Annotated in this window: 18 protein-coding genes, 1 tRNA gene and 1 pseudogene; 9 read left to right on the top strand and 11 right to left on the bottom strand. The window is 35.3% G+C overall.

What is annotated here, in order from left to right; all coding sequences use genetic code 11:
* Positions 1-60 precede the first annotated feature (60 nt).
* The 5 genes from ACSVH9_RS03300 to ACSVH9_RS03320 all read right to left on the bottom strand — a co-directional run bounded on the left by ACSVH9_RS03300 (position 61) and on the right by ACSVH9_RS03320 (position 5,628).
* Positions 61-798: an outer membrane lipoprotein-sorting protein gene (locus tag ACSVH9_RS03300; protein WP_438062471.1), complete on the bottom strand. Its 738-nt coding sequence runs from the start codon at positions 796-798 to the stop codon at positions 61-63.
* 87 nt (positions 799-885) lie between these two features.
* Positions 886-2,685 carry a chloride channel protein gene (locus ACSVH9_RS03305; protein ID WP_438062472.1) on the bottom strand — a complete coding sequence of 600 codons (1,800 nt, stop codon included), beginning with the start codon at positions 2,683-2,685 and terminating at the stop codon, positions 886-888.
* On the bottom strand, positions 2,682-3,362 hold the full coding sequence (locus ACSVH9_RS03310; RefSeq protein WP_438062473.1) for a DNA alkylation repair protein: 681 nt from the start codon (positions 3,360-3,362) through the stop codon (positions 2,682-2,684). Before ACSVH9_RS03310 ends, ACSVH9_RS03305 begins: the two co-directional genes overlap by 4 nt.
* 2 nt (positions 3,363-3,364) lie before the next feature.
* Positions 3,365-5,047, bottom strand: a complete 1,683-nt coding sequence (gene ggt, locus ACSVH9_RS03315) for a gamma-glutamyltransferase (protein ID WP_438062474.1) — start codon at positions 5,045-5,047, stop codon at positions 3,365-3,367.
* Positions 5,044-5,628: an ACP phosphodiesterase gene (locus ACSVH9_RS03320; RefSeq protein WP_438062475.1), complete on the bottom strand. Its 585-nt coding sequence runs from the start codon at positions 5,626-5,628 to the stop codon at positions 5,044-5,046. Before ACSVH9_RS03320 ends, ggt begins: the two co-directional genes overlap by 4 nt.
* Before the next feature lie 148 nt (positions 5,629-5,776).
* On the opposite strand from ACSVH9_RS03320, the gene glmM reads away from it, so the two are divergent.
* Together glmM and ACSVH9_RS03330 are read left to right on the top strand one after the other, a co-directional pair.
* Positions 5,777-7,165: a phosphoglucosamine mutase gene (gene glmM, locus ACSVH9_RS03325; protein WP_078213132.1), complete on the top strand. Its 1,389-nt coding sequence runs from the start codon at positions 5,777-5,779 to the stop codon at positions 7,163-7,165.
* A gap of 286 nt (positions 7,166-7,451) precedes the next feature.
* On the top strand, positions 7,452-8,939 hold the full coding sequence (locus ACSVH9_RS03330) for an aminotransferase class V-fold PLP-dependent enzyme (protein WP_438062476.1): 1,488 nt from the start codon (positions 7,452-7,454) through the stop codon (positions 8,937-8,939).
* 56 nt (positions 8,940-8,995) lie between these two features.
* Here the strand turns inward: ACSVH9_RS03330 and ACSVH9_RS03335 are convergent, their stop codons facing one another.
* Entirely contained in the window at positions 8,996-9,865 is an 870-nt protein-coding gene (locus tag ACSVH9_RS03335; RefSeq protein ID WP_438062477.1) for a lysophospholipid acyltransferase family protein, read from the bottom strand.
* Positions 9,866-9,978: 113 nt separating this feature from the next.
* Between ACSVH9_RS03335 and ACSVH9_RS03340 the strand changes: the two genes are divergently transcribed.
* Together ACSVH9_RS03340 and ACSVH9_RS03345 are read left to right on the top strand one after the other, a co-directional pair.
* Positions 9,979-10,617, top strand: coding sequence for a rhomboid family intramembrane serine protease (locus tag ACSVH9_RS03340; RefSeq protein ID WP_159691351.1), 639 nt, complete (start codon positions 9,979-9,981; stop codon positions 10,615-10,617).
* Positions 10,618-10,680: 63 nt separating this feature from the next.
* Complete coding sequence (locus tag ACSVH9_RS03345; protein WP_438062478.1) at positions 10,681-11,376, top strand: SIMPL domain-containing protein; 696 nt, start codon at positions 10,681-10,683, stop codon at positions 11,374-11,376.
* A 52-nt stretch (positions 11,377-11,428) separates the two neighbouring features.
* Here ACSVH9_RS03345 and ACSVH9_RS03350 read toward each other — a convergent pair.
* From ACSVH9_RS03350 to ACSVH9_RS03370, 5 genes and pseudogenes are all read right to left on the bottom strand, one after another.
* Positions 11,429-11,509: transfer RNA gene (locus ACSVH9_RS03350), tRNA-Tyr, on the bottom strand.
* 171 nt (positions 11,510-11,680) lie between these two features.
* Positions 11,681-12,070: pseudogene (locus tag ACSVH9_RS03355) on the bottom strand (peroxiredoxin family protein); the annotation flags it as partial.
* Between the two features lie 18 nt (positions 12,071-12,088).
* Positions 12,089-12,847, bottom strand: coding sequence for a DUF4369 domain-containing protein (locus ACSVH9_RS03360; protein ID WP_438062479.1), 759 nt, complete (start codon positions 12,845-12,847; stop codon positions 12,089-12,091).
* Positions 12,848-13,016: 169 nt separating this feature from the next.
* Positions 13,017-13,457: a KTSC domain-containing protein gene (locus ACSVH9_RS03365; RefSeq protein WP_064714805.1), complete on the bottom strand. Its 441-nt coding sequence runs from the start codon at positions 13,455-13,457 to the stop codon at positions 13,017-13,019.
* Between the two features lie 162 nt (positions 13,458-13,619).
* Entirely contained in the window at positions 13,620-13,865 is a 246-nt protein-coding gene (locus ACSVH9_RS03370; RefSeq protein ID WP_159691339.1) for a hypothetical protein, read from the bottom strand.
* A gap of 91 nt (positions 13,866-13,956) precedes the next feature.
* Here ACSVH9_RS03370 and ACSVH9_RS03375 point away from each other — a divergent pair, with 91 nt between their 5' ends.
* From ACSVH9_RS03375 to ACSVH9_RS03395, 5 genes are read left to right on the top strand one after another with little or no spacing between them, the layout of a single operon-like run.
* On the top strand, positions 13,957-14,526 hold the full coding sequence (locus ACSVH9_RS03375) for a hypothetical protein (protein WP_438062480.1): 570 nt from the start codon (positions 13,957-13,959) through the stop codon (positions 14,524-14,526).
* A complete protein-coding gene (locus ACSVH9_RS03380) occupies positions 14,499-14,651 on the top strand; it encodes a hypothetical protein (protein WP_298299828.1) in 153 nt (50 codons plus the stop codon). Before ACSVH9_RS03375 ends, ACSVH9_RS03380 begins: the two co-directional genes overlap by 28 nt.
* Position 14,652: 1 nt before the next feature.
* Positions 14,653-14,880 carry a hypothetical protein gene (locus ACSVH9_RS03385; RefSeq protein WP_300976626.1) on the top strand — a complete coding sequence of 76 codons (228 nt, stop codon included), beginning with the start codon at positions 14,653-14,655 and terminating at the stop codon, positions 14,878-14,880.
* Positions 14,870-15,256: a YchJ family protein gene (locus ACSVH9_RS03390; RefSeq protein WP_438062481.1), complete on the top strand. Its 387-nt coding sequence runs from the start codon at positions 14,870-14,872 to the stop codon at positions 15,254-15,256. The genes ACSVH9_RS03385 and ACSVH9_RS03390 overlap by 11 nt, the downstream gene beginning before the upstream one ends.
* Positions 15,257-15,303: 47 nt before the next feature.
* Positions 15,304-16,101 carry an META domain-containing protein gene (locus ACSVH9_RS03395; RefSeq protein WP_438062482.1) on the top strand — a complete coding sequence of 266 codons (798 nt, stop codon included), beginning with the start codon at positions 15,304-15,306 and terminating at the stop codon, positions 16,099-16,101.
* Positions 16,102-16,150: the final 49 nt, after the last annotated feature.

Consider the following 16,150-nt stretch of genomic DNA (forward strand, 5'->3'; position numbering starts at 1 on the left):
GCTAATAGTTAAAAAAAGTCCTTACTTTTCAATAAGGACTTTGAGTTGGTTTTGTTTTATTTATTGAGCTGGAAAAGCATAAGCTTTTGCGTCTACAGTTGGATTTAAAGTGATTTTTTTAACTTTCATTGATTGTCCACCTTCATTTACAGCAAAAGGAAAGTAAATGCCATCCACTTCTTGATAATCACTCATAGTAGAAACTGATTTTTGGCCTTTCATCGGACCCTGTTTGATTTCACTTTCTTTGGCAATTGGCAAATTGTTTTCGGTATCAAAGAAATAATAACTTATATCGTCTGTTTGAACACCATTAACCGTGATTGGTTTTTTGGTTAATTTTATTTTGTTGCACTCTGTACCTTCTTTGGTTTCTTTTCCCATTAATTCTATTGAGTACCCTTTTGTTTTGTAATCTAAAAAAGGATCTGGAAAATCTGCTGCACTCAATTTTGTGTTAGCAGTAGTTTCAGCATCTGATTTCTCGGCTTTCATAGTTGTAAAGTTAGTATACCACATAGTTTCACCATCAAAAGCAAATTGTGTCATTTCTTTGCCTTGTAAATTGAATTTTAAATACATTTTCCCACCCGGTTCTTGTACTACTTCAACAGGAATTTCCATTCCTTGGGCATTCACAACCATTTCCATTTTAACTCCTTTTAGTGCTTTTAACTTAGCAGCACCACCAATTGTAGTAATGTATTTGGATACAATTTCGTCAGCAGTTTGCGCAATAAGTGAGGAACTACTTGCAAGAAGAAACAAGGCTAAAGCAGTCAATTTTAATGTTTTCATAATTTTTGAGTTTAGTTATTTGATTTTAATTGGGTTAGTAGTCGCTTTGCCTTTTTTGTTACAAAAAAATATTTTTTAAAACACAAATCAGTCAATAGTCATCGCTTTCAGTTTGGTTCGGTAAGCCTCTAAAGCAACTGATTTTGAAATAAAGCCATAGTATTTTCCAAGTTGTACAACAGGGAGAAATGCTTTTCTGGTTTGTTCAAATTTATTCATCACAATTTCCATACGATCGGTTGGTGCAATTAATGCAGCTGGTGCAATCATAATTTCTTTGACCAAAGTATATTTTACGCGATAGGTATTGAATATGATTTCTCTGATGTCGTTAAAATGTACAACACCTAATAATTCATTTTCTTCGTTGACTACGGGAAAAATCACTTGGTCCGAGTGAGAAATTAAATCCACCAAGCGTTCTAAATTTTCATTCGGAGAAATAGTGAGATAACTGGTATCAATTATAGTACTAGTCTCTAAAGTTGATAAAACGTTAGCATCTTTATTACTGGTAAAAGCGTGTCCTTTTTTTGCCAAATTTTTCACATCCATCGAATGTTTTTCAAAGCGTTTTGAAATGGCGTAACTAGTTGAGGCAACAATCATCAACGGAATCATCAGTCCATAACCACCCGTAATTTCAGCAATTAAGAAAATAGCGGTAAGCGGAGCGTGAAATAATCCACTCAAAATACCTGCCATTCCAACGATTGTAAAATTACTTACAGGCAATTTCGCTATGCCAATAAGATTGAGTAATGATGAAAAGAAAAAACCAACATAAGAGCCTAAAAATAGAGAGGGAGCAAAGTTTCCTCCATTTCCACCACAACTTAAGGTAAATCCCGTAGCAAAAACTTTGAGCATCATACTAGCACCAATGAATAAAAGTAACATCCAATTGTTATTGCGGAAGCCTTTGAAGAGTGTGTTTTCAAGTAATTGTCCGGGGTCATTTTGAGACAAAATACGAATGCTTTCATACCCTTCTCCAAAAAGTGTTGGGAATACAAAAATCAACAAAGCCAAGATACTTGAACCTAACAATGCCTTTTTGTAAACAGAAAGTTTAGAAATATGAAAATACCGTTCTATTTTTTGAAAATATCTTGAATAATAAACGGAAATAAATCCTGTAAAAACACCTAAAAAAACATAATAAATGATATTAAGATGATGAAAATGCTCTTGCTGTTTGAAGGATAGTAAAATACTTTCATCTAATGCAACCACAGAGACCATCGCACCAGTTGCTGCGGCAATCATAATGGGTGTAAAAGCAGAAATACTTACATCAACTAGTAATACTTCTACCGCAAATAGTACACCGGCAATGGGAGCATTAAAAGCTGCCGCGATTCCTGCCGCAACGCCACAGCCGATGAGTAATGTTCTGTCCTTATAACTCAAATGATATTTTTGTGCATAATTGGAACCAAATGCTGCACCTGTAATCACTATAGGACTCTCCAAACCAGCCGAACCACCCAAACCAACAGTCAATGAACTAGTCACGATTTGAGCATACATTTGTTTTTTTGGGATAATACTTGCTTTTTTGGCAACGGCATATAAAATCTGAGAAGTTCCTTTTTCTATGCTTCCGCCAAGTAATTTATTCACAACAAAAACAGTAAGTAAAATTCCTATTATAGGCAGAATACTGTTGATGTAGTTGAGTTTTAAAATACCATTGACATAGGTTGCAAACGTAAAAACCGAATGCGCAAACGATTTTAGGACAATAACCGCCAATCCTGCCGATATTCCTACCAATACACTCGATAAAAAGATGAATTGTTTACTAGTAAATTTACTTTGACTCCATACAATTAGTGATTCGAAGCGATTTATCACGCTAGTAATAATGGTGCTGAAATTCATAATTTTTGTTTTTCAATAATACGTAAGGCTTCTTTTTTGCTTAATGGTTTTAAATTGGTGCTTATAACATAGTTTTGGACAGTTATCGGATTGATTTTACTGTATTCTCTTAATGCCCAACCTATTGCTTTTTGAATAAAAAATTCATTACTTTCTTTAAAGTGCTCACAAACAGCTTCTAAGATACTAAAATTGGTGTTCTTTTTATATTCTAATTGAAATAAAAGTGTACTTCTGTTCAACCAAATATTAGAAGCATTAGAAAATTTCTCAATCACCATATTCGTTTGTTCAGGAAATTGAGTCAAATAGCGCCCCAATAAATATTTGCTAATCGTATCGACAGTATCCCACCAAGAGTAGGTGAGTAGTAGTTGTTCTATCCACTGAATGTCATCTTTTTGTAATTTTTTGCTACAATTCTGAATTAAAAGTTCAATTGCGCAATAATGAAATTCTCTTTGCGGTTTTTCATAAAGCTGAAACGCCAGCGCGCGAGCATTTGCTTTTATATTATCCGAATATTCGGCACTAACCGATTTTAAAATTGCTCTTCGTTGTGGCATAGCAATACCAAAAAACGGAAAATGATTTTTCATATACGCTTCCATAGCACAACTTTGTGCTGTATTCGCCTGCGCTATAAATTCTTTTTCTAAGGCTGTAATGAAATCCATAATTAAAAGCCAACCGCTGTATCGTCACCTCTAAAATCAGCTCCACCTTCTAGTTTTTTATTAGGTAAAACCAAAATTGCATCGACTTTGCCAATGACAGGAGTCGTTTTTTCATTGATGATATAGCCCTTTGTTTTTAGTTTTTCAAAAGTAGTAGTGTCGAATGTTTTTGGTTCAAACGTAATTAAATCAGGCAACCACTGATGATGAAAACGAGGCGCATTTACAGCCTGTTGCATATTCATTTTATATTCGTAAACATTTAGAATCGTTTGTAAAACCGAAGTAATAATAGTAGAACCACCCGGCGAACCTACTACCATAAATAATTGCCCGTTTTTTTCAACGATAGTTGGAGTCATAGAACTTAGCATTCGTTTTCCGGGAGCAATACTGTTGGCTTCGTTCCCTACTAAACCAAACATATTTGGGGTTCCGGGTTTGGCACTAAAATCGTCCATTTCGTTATTGAGGAAAAAACCTAAAGCATCGCAATAGTATTTGGAACCATAGCCATCATTTAAGGTTGTGGTAGCAGCCACTGCATTTCCAGCGGCATCTACTATAGAATAGTGAGTGGTTTCTGTACTTTCGTTATACTTCACTTTTCCTTCTTTGATTTCAGAGGACAAGGTGGCTTTTTCTAAACTAAAACTACTCATACGTTGCTGTAAATAGTCATCTGCTAACAATGCTTTAATTGGGATTTTGACAAAATCGGGGTCGCCAAGATAGTGACTTCTATCTGCATAAGCCCTGCGTTCCGCTTCTACAATTACTTGTATGGACTCTGTTGAATTATGTCCCATTTTAGATAAATCAAAGGGAGCAATCATTTTAAAAATTTCAGCCAAGCAAATACCACCGCTACTTGGTGGAGGCATAGAGATGATTTTTAAATCTTTGTATTGAAACGAAAGAGGAGTACGCCATTTGGCTTCGTATTGTTTTAAATCCTTCATTGTGATGATGCCTCCTTTTTGTTGTAGGTACTGCACTAACGTTTTAGCCGTTTGTCCTTTGTAAAATTCATCGCGACCATTTTTTGCGATTCGCTTTAGCGTTTCGGCTAGAGCGGGATATTTTATGGTATCTTTTTCTTTAAAAGGTTGTGCGAATAAGGTGTTTTTTCCATTCGCTTTTATAATTTCTTCTCTGTAATCGTTCAATCGGAGCTCTTGTTTGCGCGTAACTACAACCCCTTTTTCTGCCAAAGCAATTACAGGTTTTAGTATTTCGGACATAGGCAGACTTCCCAGTTTTTTATGAACGGCAAAAACACCAGCGATGGTTCCGGGTACACCAATGGCCAAAGGTGATTCGGTACTTTTTCCTTTGATGACGTTACCTTCTTTATCCAAAAACATCGTTTTATGGGCTGCCAAAGGTGCTTTTTCTCTGTAATCTAAAGAGCCAATTTCGCCATTGGCTTTGCGATACACCATAAATCCTCCACCGCCTAAATTCCCTGCATACGGATAAGCAACTGCCAAAGCCAATTCGGTAGCCACCATAGCATCAAAAGCATTGCCGCCTTTTTGCATAATTTCTACACCTATTTTAGAAGCTTCTTCTCGTGCAGATACCACCATAGCTTTGTCCGCGATTAATCCAGTTTGCGCCTGGACATTTTCACTCAAAAAACTACAGAAAATAGAAAGAAAAAGAAATTGAAAAATTTTCATAATTGTTGCATTTTTATTGTCACTTGTTCTTGTAAGTCTTGGAAAAAAATAGTGAACTCTTCTTCAAATTCGGGATAAAATTCAACCAATTCATTCGAGGAAAACCTCATTTTGGATGCGTTTTTGGTTCTATTATCCATTTGTGTCAAAATCCGACCAATCCCTTCTACTGTTTGATAACTCAATAACCAATTGTGCTCTATTAGGTAAGGCATCATACCTTTAGTTCTTTCAGATAATATATCGTAATTGTCTCTTAACGATTGATAAAAACTTTCGGTAAAATCCTCTAGATTTTCATCAGAATAAGTACTCCAATTTTTGGCTAAAAAATGGTCGTAAAACAAATCAACAATCACTCCAGCGTAGTGATGGTATTTGGAGTGCAGTCTTTGTGTACTTTGTCTAAATACGGGATGCGCATCCGTGTAAGTGTCAATAAAACGATGCAAACGAATGCCTTTTTGTATAGACAAAGGGAAGTGCTCGTACTGTTTTCCACGAATGCCATCGGCCATAAAATTGCCTATTTTGAGTAATTCATCATCACCCGAAAGAAAAATGTGCGCGAGAAAGTTCATTGTTTTGCTTTGACTATTTTCAAAGATACAAACTTTAAAAAGCCTCACAATAGAAGCCTCATTTTCCTTTACTAAAAACTTTTCGTTGGAAAGACTATAAGCCCACCCAACTTTTTTATATTTGTAGCTATAACCAAATTGAAATAAAATGACATTAATCAAATCAATATCAGGTATCCGAGGAACCATTGGAGGAAAAGTTGGTGACAATTTAACTCCTGTAGATGCAGTAAAATTTGCTTCGGCCTACGGAACTTGGTTAAAAAAACATAGCAACAAAGAAAAAAATACCGTTGTAATTGGTAGAGATGCTCGTATTTCTGGACCTATGATTCACAATTTAGTGGTGAATACTTTATTAGGTTTAGGTATTGATGTAATCGACTTAGGATTGTCCACAACACCAACCGTTGAAGTAGCAGTTCCTATGGAAAAAGCCGATGGTGGAATTATTTTGACAGCTTCTCATAATCCAAAACAATGGAATGCATTGAAACTTTTGAACGAAAAAGGCGAATTTTTAAGTGGTGCTGATGGCGAAAAAATATTAGCCATTGCCGAAGCGGAAGCTTTCGATTTTTCTGACGTGGATAATTTGGGCGAAATCACAATCAATGACGCATATATGGATATTCATATCGATGAAGTATTGAATTTGCCATTAGTCGATATTGAAGCAGTAAAAGCGGCCAACTTCAAAGTGGTAGTCGATGGAGTAAATTCATCTGGCGGAATCATCATCCCAAAATTGTTGGAACAAATGGGGGTTGAAGTAGTAAAATTATACTGTGAACCGAATGGTCATTTTCCTCACAATCCAGAACCTTTAAAAGAACATTTAACGGATATTTCAGCTTTAGTAGTTGAAGAAAAAGCGCATTTAGGAATCGTCGTAGACCCAGATGTTGATCGTTTGGCTTTCATTTCCGAAGATGGCGAAATGTTTGGCGAAGAATACACTTTAGTTGCTTGTGCGGATTATGTGTTGAGCAAAACTCCGGGTAACACGGTTTCGAATATGTCTTCTTCAAGAGCGTTGCGCGATGTAACGGTTGCTCACGGCGGCAGCTACGAAGCGAGTGCAGTAGGCGAGGTGAATGTTGTGGAATTAATGAAAAAAAATAACGCTATCATCGGAGGTGAGGGCAATGGTGGAATCATCTATCCAGAATTGCATTACGGACGCGATAGCTTGGTGGGTGTGGCTTTATTTTTGACGCATTTGGCCAATAAAAAAATGAAAGTGTCTGAGTTGCGTGCTTCGTATCCAGAATATTATATGAGTAAAAACAAAATCGAGTTGACGCCTCAAATCGATGTAGATGCGATTTTGGTAGCGATGACCGATAAGTATAAATCAGAAAACATCACGACCATTGACGGTGTGAAAATAGATTTTGCCGAAAATTGGGTACACCTAAGAAAATCAAATACAGAACCGATTATCCGTATTTATACCGAGGCAGCTACACAACAATTGGCCGACGATTTAGCGTTGCGAATCATAGATGAAATTAAAGCAGTCGCTGGAATCTAAAAAGACAAGTTTAGTTTTTAGGACCGAAACAAAGGCTAATCAGGAAACAGGATTCCCGCTATCCGCTATATCTTTGTTTTTTTAAAGAAAAAAAACAAAGGATGCCGCTCCTATCGGGGGTAAAAGAGTCACAATTGGCTTTTTTGGTTTCATTTTTTAGCATTATAAATCAAGAAAAACCTTTTCAGTAGCAGTATTGAAAAGGTTTTTTTATTAATGTTAAAACCAAAATCAATCCTACGTTTTCAATCAAATACAATATATTTGCAATCAAATGAAAGATATAATGACAAATAGCATAAAAGAGACGGCTTTAGAACAATATTTTCAGCAATTTCGCAAAAACATCATCGGGATTGAGCAAGAATTTGAATCACCTTTTGGACGAAAAAAAATAATCTACACCGATTGGACAGCAAGCGGCAGATTATATCGCCCCATCGAAGAAAAATTGATGAATGCCTTCGGACCTTTTGTTGCTAATACACATACGGAAACCACCGTTTCTGGAACGGCTATGACCAAAGCCTATCACCACGCTAGAAATATCATTAAGCAACACGTTAATGCCAATCAAAATGACGTTTTAATTACGGATGGTACTGGAATGACGGGTGTGGTGAATAAATTCCAACGTATCTTAGGGATTAAAGTGCCAGAAAATTTAAAAGATTTTGTAGCTATTCCAGTAGAGAAAAAGCCAGTGGTCTTTATTTCTCATATGGAGCACCATTCCAATCAAACTTCTTGGTTAGAAACCATTGCCGATGTTGAAGTAATTCCTTCAACCGAAGACGGACTTTTTTCATTAGAAAATCTAAAAGTATTACTCGAAAAATATAAAGAGCGAACATTAAAAATTGCTTCCATCACTTCTTGTTCCAATGTTACAGGTATTCGCACACCTTATCACGAGGCTGCCAAAATGATGCATCAGCATAATGGCGTATGTTTTGTGGATTTTGCTTGCTCAGGTCCCTACGTTTCCATCGATATGCATCCTGAGGATGAAGAAGCTTATTTGGACGCTATTTTCTTTTCCCCACACAAGTTTTTAGGTGGGCCAGGTACCTCAGGAGTATTGGTTTTTAATAAAAAATTGTACAATAATATGGTGCCGGATTGTCCGGGTGGTGGAACCGTATCGTGGACAAATCCTTGGGGTGAACATAAATATATTGACAATATTGAAGACAGGGAAGATGGAGGAACGCCAGGTTTCTTGCAAGTGATAAAAACCGCTTTGGCCATTCAGTTGAAAGACGAAATGGGTATTGACAATATTTTGAAACGCGAACACGAAATTGTGGACTATGTTTTTGATTCATTACAAAATGTTCCCAATATTAAAATTTTGGCAGGACAACATCAAGAACGATTGGGCGTGATTTCGTTTTTTATAGATGATTTGCATTTTAATTTGGGAGTGAAACTACTCAACGATCGTTTTGGAATCCAAACAAGAGGAGGATGTAGTTGCGCAGGAACTTACGGTCACTTTTTGCTACACGTAGATCAAGAAACGTCTCATAAGTTGGTTAACGAAATAAGTTTAGGAGATTTAATCCGTAAACCAGGTTGGATCAGAATGTCTATTCATCCGACTACAACTTCAGCTGAAATAGAATACGTTTGTAACGCTATAAAATCTTTAGCTGAAAATCATAAAGAATGGGCCAAAGAATATCAATATAATGCCGAAACCAATGAGTTTTTGCATCAAAATGCTACTTCATTCGAAAATAAATTAGTTGAACAATGGTTTGCTAAGTAGGTATTAAATTTCCATAAAAAAACTCATTACAGTTCGTAATGAGTTTTTTTTATGGATTAACGTTTGTGTTTCCATCTTTTATGTGTCCACAAATAATATTCAGGTGCATCTAAAATTTGTTGCTCTACCAATTTCAAAAATCGCTCTGTGATTTCAAAATCAGGTACGCTTTTCGCATCAGATGATAAATCAATAAAAGTAGCTTCGTAAAAACCTCTTTTTACTTTTTTTACATCAACAAATAGTACATTCATATCGTAACGCTTGGCAAGCATTTCGGCTCCGGTGTGAACGGGAACTTCAACACCCATAAAAGTGTGCCAGTGAAAAGCACGATCTAATTTAGGTGATTGATCACTTACTAAGCCATACATACACATTTTACCGCTCTTTTGATTTTCACGCATCATTGGTATCGCTTGTTTTGTTTCAGCCAATTCAGCATTAAATTTGGATCTAATATCGCGTACCAATTGGTCAAAATATTTATTCCTAATTTTTTTATAAACACCAATACCAAAAAAAGAAGTTTGATTATTAAGAGTCATTAACCATTCCCAACTTGCATAATGTGAGGTTAATAACGCAACACTTTTTCCTTTTTTTTCAAATTCTTTTACCAATTCGATATTGGTTATTTTAAAACGCTTGTCCATTTCGTCTTTAGAGATAGATAATGTTTTTACCATTTCTAAAAACAAATCACATAAATGATGGTAGAATTTCTTTTCTACAACAAGTCGTTCTTGTTCAGTTAAATGCGGAAGTGCTAGCGCTATGTTGGCACGGACTGTTTTTTTACGGTAGCCTACAATTCGATAGACAATTACATATATAAGATCTGAGAACCAATAAAAAACACGAAAAGGGAGTATAGAAATAATCCAAAGAATTGGAAAAACTATGATATAAACCAGAAACTGCATGCTAGATTTTTTATGCAAATATAGCCCAAAAAAGGAAACAATTTAATGTTGGAACAACTAGGGTTTAAAAATGTAAGATTACTATCTTTACCATTATATATAAAAAGTTTACTATGAATATGATTTTGCTAGTCCTTATTTTGGCTAATGTGGTAATAAGTTACAAAGGTTGGAATGACCTTTATTTCTTTAGAAAATACGAATTCCATATAGGAAGTATTCGAGCAGGTGAACAAATCCGAATGCTGACTTCTGGTTTTCTACATGTTGATGCTTCTCATCTTATTTTTAATATGCTGACATTGTATTTTTTCGCCCCAGTAGTAATAGGTTTTTTAGGGACTTTTTCCTTTGTTTTGGTGTATTTTGGAAGTTTGGTTTTTGGAAGTTTGCTTACGATGTCTTTTCACAAAAACGACTACAGTTATAGAGCTGTAGGCGCTTCAGGTGCCGTTACAGGGGTGTTGTATTCCGCTATTTTATTGCAACCGGATATGATGTTGGGATTGTTCTTTGTAATTCCAATTCCAGCGTATCTTTTTGGAATATTGTACTTGTTGTATTCTATTTACGGGATGAAAGCTCAAAATGACAATATTGGTCATACAGCGCATTTTGGTGGGGCAGTTGGAGGTTATGTGATTACTTTGGTAAAAGAACCGCAGTTATTGGTCGAACACACTTTGATGGTGATTCTTTTGGCGATTCCAATTGTTCTTTTGTTTATTTTAGAAAAAAGAGGAAAGTTATAATGGCATTACTTTTGTAATATGCCATAGCAATAAATAATCAATTATAAATTAAATCCCATTCTTATGAAAAAAGTACTTACCCTGTTATTTGTCTTTTCAATGATTGTTGTTCAAGCTCAAGACATTAAGCCAACACCACAAATTAGTGTGAATGGAGAAGGAAAAGTAAAGGTAACTCCTGATCAAGCAGCAATTGTAATAACTGTAGAAACTAAAGGAGCCAATGCTAAAGATGTTAAGAAAGAAAATGACCAAAAAGTTGAAGCTGTTCTAAAGTTTATAAAAAAAATAAACTTACCTACAGAAGACTACAAGACTCGTCGTATTGCGCTAAATCCACAATATGAATATGAATCAAAAAAACGTTCGTATAATGCTAGTCAAACCATTGAAATTTTATTGAAAGATTTGACCAAATATGATGGTTTAATGGAGGGCTTGGTAGATGCCGGAGTTAACCGTATTGATGGTGTTACGTTTCAATCATCAAAATTAGCACAATATCAAGCGGAGGCCAGAAAATTAGCGATGAAGGATGCCAAAGCTAAAGCAGATGATTTCGTGTCTGTATTGGGGCAAAAAGTAGGTAAAGCGTTAATGATATCTGATAATTCTCAAAATTACTATCCATCACCTGCACCAGTGTTTGCAATGAAGGCTACTATGAGTGATGCTGCTGAGTCTACACCGAGAGAAACATTAGCTATTGGAGAAATTGCAATTGTAGTAAATGTGAGCGTGAGTTTTATTTTAGAATAAACCAGAATTTTGTATAAATAAAAAGTCCCGATGCAAATCGGGACTTTTTTTGTGGGGAGAGCAGGATTCGAACCTGCGAAGTTTTCACAGCAGATTTACAGTCTGCCCTCGTTGGCCGCTTGAGTATCTCCCCAAGACTCATAAGCTGTTGCTTATTGTGTTAACCGGGTGCAAATATAAGAACACTTTTGAGTTCTCCAAATAAAAAATACACTTAATTTTCGGATATTTTTTAATGTATTGGTAGTGAATAAAATAAAAAAATCTCCACTAGGGAGATTTTTTTATTTTTTAGTAGTTAGGACTATTTTTTAGCTAAAAGTTCCACTACTTTGGCTTTTAGAGCAGCACCACTTAATCCTTGTGCTACTATATTTCCTGAAGCATCTAGCACAAATGTAGCTGGAATGGCTTCAACTTTATATTGTTTTGCAATCGGTTCATCCCAGAATTTCAAATTTGAAACTTGTGTCCATGTTAGCCCATCTTTTGCAATCGCTTCTTTCCAAGCTTTAGCTGATTTGTCTAAGGAAACACCAATGATATTTAATCCTTTTGCGTGTAATTCTTTGTATAAGGCTACCATGTTTGGATTTTCTTTGCGGCATGGAGGACACCAAGACGCCCAAAAATCAACAATAGTAACTTTTCCTAAACTTTGTTTTAAGCTAATCACTTTTCCTTGCGGGTTAGGCGCAGAAAAGTCGGCTCTTCATTTTGCTGTTCCTGGTGCAGCCGGTGCAGTTGGAGTTGCTCCAACAGTTGGCGCTTTCATTTCAGTCAAACGCGCTTTGATTGCTTTACCTGGTTTAGTGTTTTTTAGAGATTCCTCTAAACTTTCGTATAGTTTCTCTGCTTTTTTAACATCAGTAGATGGATCATTCAACATTCCTTGAACGATTAATGCGCTAATGAATGATTTTGGGTGAGTTTCTGCATAAGAAACATATTTATTTTTTGATGCAGTGCTAACTTCTTGTTGGATAGTCATGAATTCTTTCATCAAGCTGTTGATAACGGCAGTATCTTTTTTAGCTTGAGCATCATTCATTTTTTGAGTGTTAGCTGTTTGAAAATCTACTAATTTCTTTTGAACTTTTGTAATTTCTTCATTGAAAGTAGCATATTCGTCATTATTGTAAGTTCCAGAAATTTTAGATTTTTGAAGGGTATCTTTGTTGATTACGATTTCAATAGATCCGTTTTCTAGGATGAATGGTAATTTTCCTTGAATTCCTTCAACTGTTATTAAATGGAATGCTGGTTCAGTAGCTTTACCTTCGATTTCAAATTTACCATCTTCAACTTTTACAGTATCAATAGCAATTACACCTAGTTTGTCATCTTGACTTTCTAAAATGATTGTTTTTCCATTTTCAATTCCTTTGGCTGTACCAGAAATTGTGTAGGACGTTTTGTTGCATGAAAACAATACAACAGAAGCAGATAATAATAAAATGATTTTTTTCATTTTTGAGTTATGTTATTAGATTTTGTTTGCAAAAGTATTTAAATTTATAAATTACACATACTATTGCGACCTAAATTTTTGTTATAGTCTAATTTTTTTAAGAAACATTTATGAACTCAAAAAAAAAGCACTCAAAATGAGTGCTTTTATAGATTATTTTTGAAAATAATTAATCTTGATTGATGGTTTTTCTCCAAGTGAACGCATTAAGAATGTGTCTTTTGGCAAAACGTCCTGGTGAATCAGCATTGACCATTTTTACGTAAGTTGCTTTTGGTACACTAATGTATTCGTAGACACTTCCGTTAGAGAAATTGATAATCAAACGTCCTTCTACAAATTTGTAGTCAGTAATGGTTGATGTAGCAATAGTCTCAGTATATTCTGGTAAGTTTTGTTTTATAGTCTCTGGATTGATACTTACTAAGAAATGGTAAGCTTCAATGATTTTTTTACTGTTTTCTTCAGCAGCTTTTAATCCTTCTTCATCGCCTTGAAATTTATCAGGATGCGCGTCTTTCATCGCATTGCGATAAATAGTTTTTAACTCTTTAAGGTCTACGTTTTTGTCTACATTCAGTAGTTTGCGGTATTCAACGATTTTTTTCATAAATAAGGTAACTTATTGTCTTTTAATGTGAAGTAATGAATTAGAATTCAATTTTGACAAATTTTTTGCAAAGGTACACTTTTTTTTATCTTTTTAGTTTCGGACCAAAAAAAAATCAAAAACTAGCTAAAGTTTTTGATTTACAATGTGTTATTGGGAGACTTATTGTTCTGGTTTCATATTGGCTTTATCGAAATTTTTCGATTTTTTGGGATACTTGTCATAACTTTTGTCACTTGGGTTTTCTATAACCGACTTGATTGTGATGACATCGCCTAATTTAAATTGTAAAGCCATTTTATAATCTAGTAAATAAGTACCACAAAAAAAGTTGTTGTCTTCGTCTTGTTCTATTATTCCTGTATATACTCCTTTTTTAAGCATTTTGCTTGGTATTCCTTTTTCCATGATTCTGAAACTTCAAATTTATAAAGGGCAAAGATACACAATAATTATGGCTATTATATTCGTTTTGGTTATTCTGCTTACCTTTGCAGCTATGAAAAACGTTTTTCGACCCGCACCACAATCTTTTAAAAACACTTTTTGTGTGTTTAACGAGGTTGCTTTGGAGCAAATTGAGGGATTGGTTTTGCAGTATCATAGTGCCTCGGGGAGTAAGTATTATTATACTCCTGAAGGGATGTTTCGTTTATCCAATCATTGGGGGCGATTTGCAAATAGTAAATGGCGTTTGGAACCATTGGAACCCGCCACAAGCTCTAAATTTAAAGTAGGATTTGCGCGATGGGAGGATTTTTATCCCGATAACGCAGAAGAAAAGCTGTATTACATTGCAGCAGATTACGCTAAGAGAACCGTAAATTATCAGCATAAACAAAATCCTAATTATAATGAAAAAGCGGTGCTTCGAACCAGTTTTGAGACTACCAAAAGAATCAAGCAAATTCGGAATTTGTTCGAATTGACCAATTGGGCGAAGTATTTTGACTATGAAGATATAGACGAATTAAGAAAAAAAATAATTGAGGAACTTATCTATACCGAGCGCTCTCTTGAAGAAATAAAACGTAGCATACAATGGGAAGAAACAACGAAAGAAACATAAAGCAACACAACGACAAGTTGCACAAAGCCCAAGATAAGGCCAAGAAAGCGGCTATGGAGCGCAAAGCAAAATTGAAAGAAATTGTAAAAAAGTTTAATGAAGACCAAGCGTCTAATAATGAATAATATGAGCGAGAATCCGTTTGACCAATTGAAAATACAAGTGCAAGAAATCATCGACTTGATGGCACAAAAACAAAACCGTGAAGCCAATAATAAATTGACCGAAGTTAGTGAAGCTTTGGATGAACTTCTAGACCATTCAGAAGATGATGCTGATTTAATTGAAATCAGCAAATACCAAGTGTTGTTGAATCAGTTGTTTCAAAAAATCAATCCAGAGGATGAACAATAGTGTTTGCCCTTGTGGTTCTGAAATGGTTTTTATGGACTGTTGTCAAAAATACATTTTAGGCTACGAAACCGCGCCAACCGCTTTGGCTTTGATGCAATCACGATATAGCGCTTACGTGTTTAAAAATGCGGACTATTTGGTAGCGACTACACACGAAAGTACAAGAAGTCTTTTTTCTAAAGATGAAGTTTTACGTTGGGCTAGTGAAAACCAATGGCAACAATTGAAAATCATAGCTTTTGATGCTACAACTGTTGAATTTCAAGCTTTTTTTAGAGGTCCCGATGGCAAAGATTACACTCATCACGAACGCTCTACTTTTGAAAAAGTGAATGGACATTGGTATTATATAGACGGTGTTTTTTTCGAAACTTAGCCGTTTTTTTGCTAAATTTAGGGGTTACTTTCTAAAACAATTGAGCTATGTTACAGTACAGCGGTTTCCTTTTGGTGGTTTTAGTGTTTCTTGGTTGTAAAGCTCCTAACAATGCTATAACCGAGAGTTCTTCTAGCACAAAGCCTAGTAAGGCTTATCAGGAGCAAATAGAAAATATGGAGCAAGGAATTTATTTTCGAGCGATGGGGATTGAACCCGAATGGAGTTTGAAAATTAGCTCAAATCAAATTGAGTTTACTTCTTTATTGCCCGATTTTAAGGCATTCAATGCGCCGCATATTGAGCCTATACGTGCAATGGATGCCAATGTAAAAAACTACCGATTGACTACTGAAATGGGAAGTTTGCAAATTACGATACAGCAACAAACTTGTACCAATACAATGTCTGGTAAAGAATTACCTTATACCGTTCGGGTGGAGGTAATAAATAGTAAAACCAATAAATCGGCTACATTTTCTGGATGTGGGTATTATGTGATTGATGCAAGACTCCACGATATTTGGGTGTTGGAAAAAATGAACGGTGAAAATGTGTCATTAAATAAATTTGACAAACAATTGCCTTATATTGAGATAAACAGCACTGATGGAACCTTTATGGGTTATGCGGGTTGTAATCGAATGAATGGGAAACTCTTTTTTGAAAAAGGTTTGTTGCGCTTCACAAATATAACTACAACTGAAATGGCTTGTGGTTCCCAAAATAGAGAAAGTGAACTACTTCATTCGCTACAGAGCAGTACGAGCTACAATGTTGCCAATATGCGATTAACGCTGACTAATCCGTCTGGAATTGAGTTGGTTTTTAAGAAAGTAGATTAATTGTTTGATTTTGTTTCTTGCTTTTACTATCAATTATTGCACTTTAAAA

The sequence above is a fragment of the Flavobacterium sp. RSSB_23 genome (genome assembly GCF_051547145.1).
In the GTDB taxonomy this organism is placed as follows: Bacteria; Bacteroidota; Bacteroidia; order Flavobacteriales; family Flavobacteriaceae; genus Flavobacterium.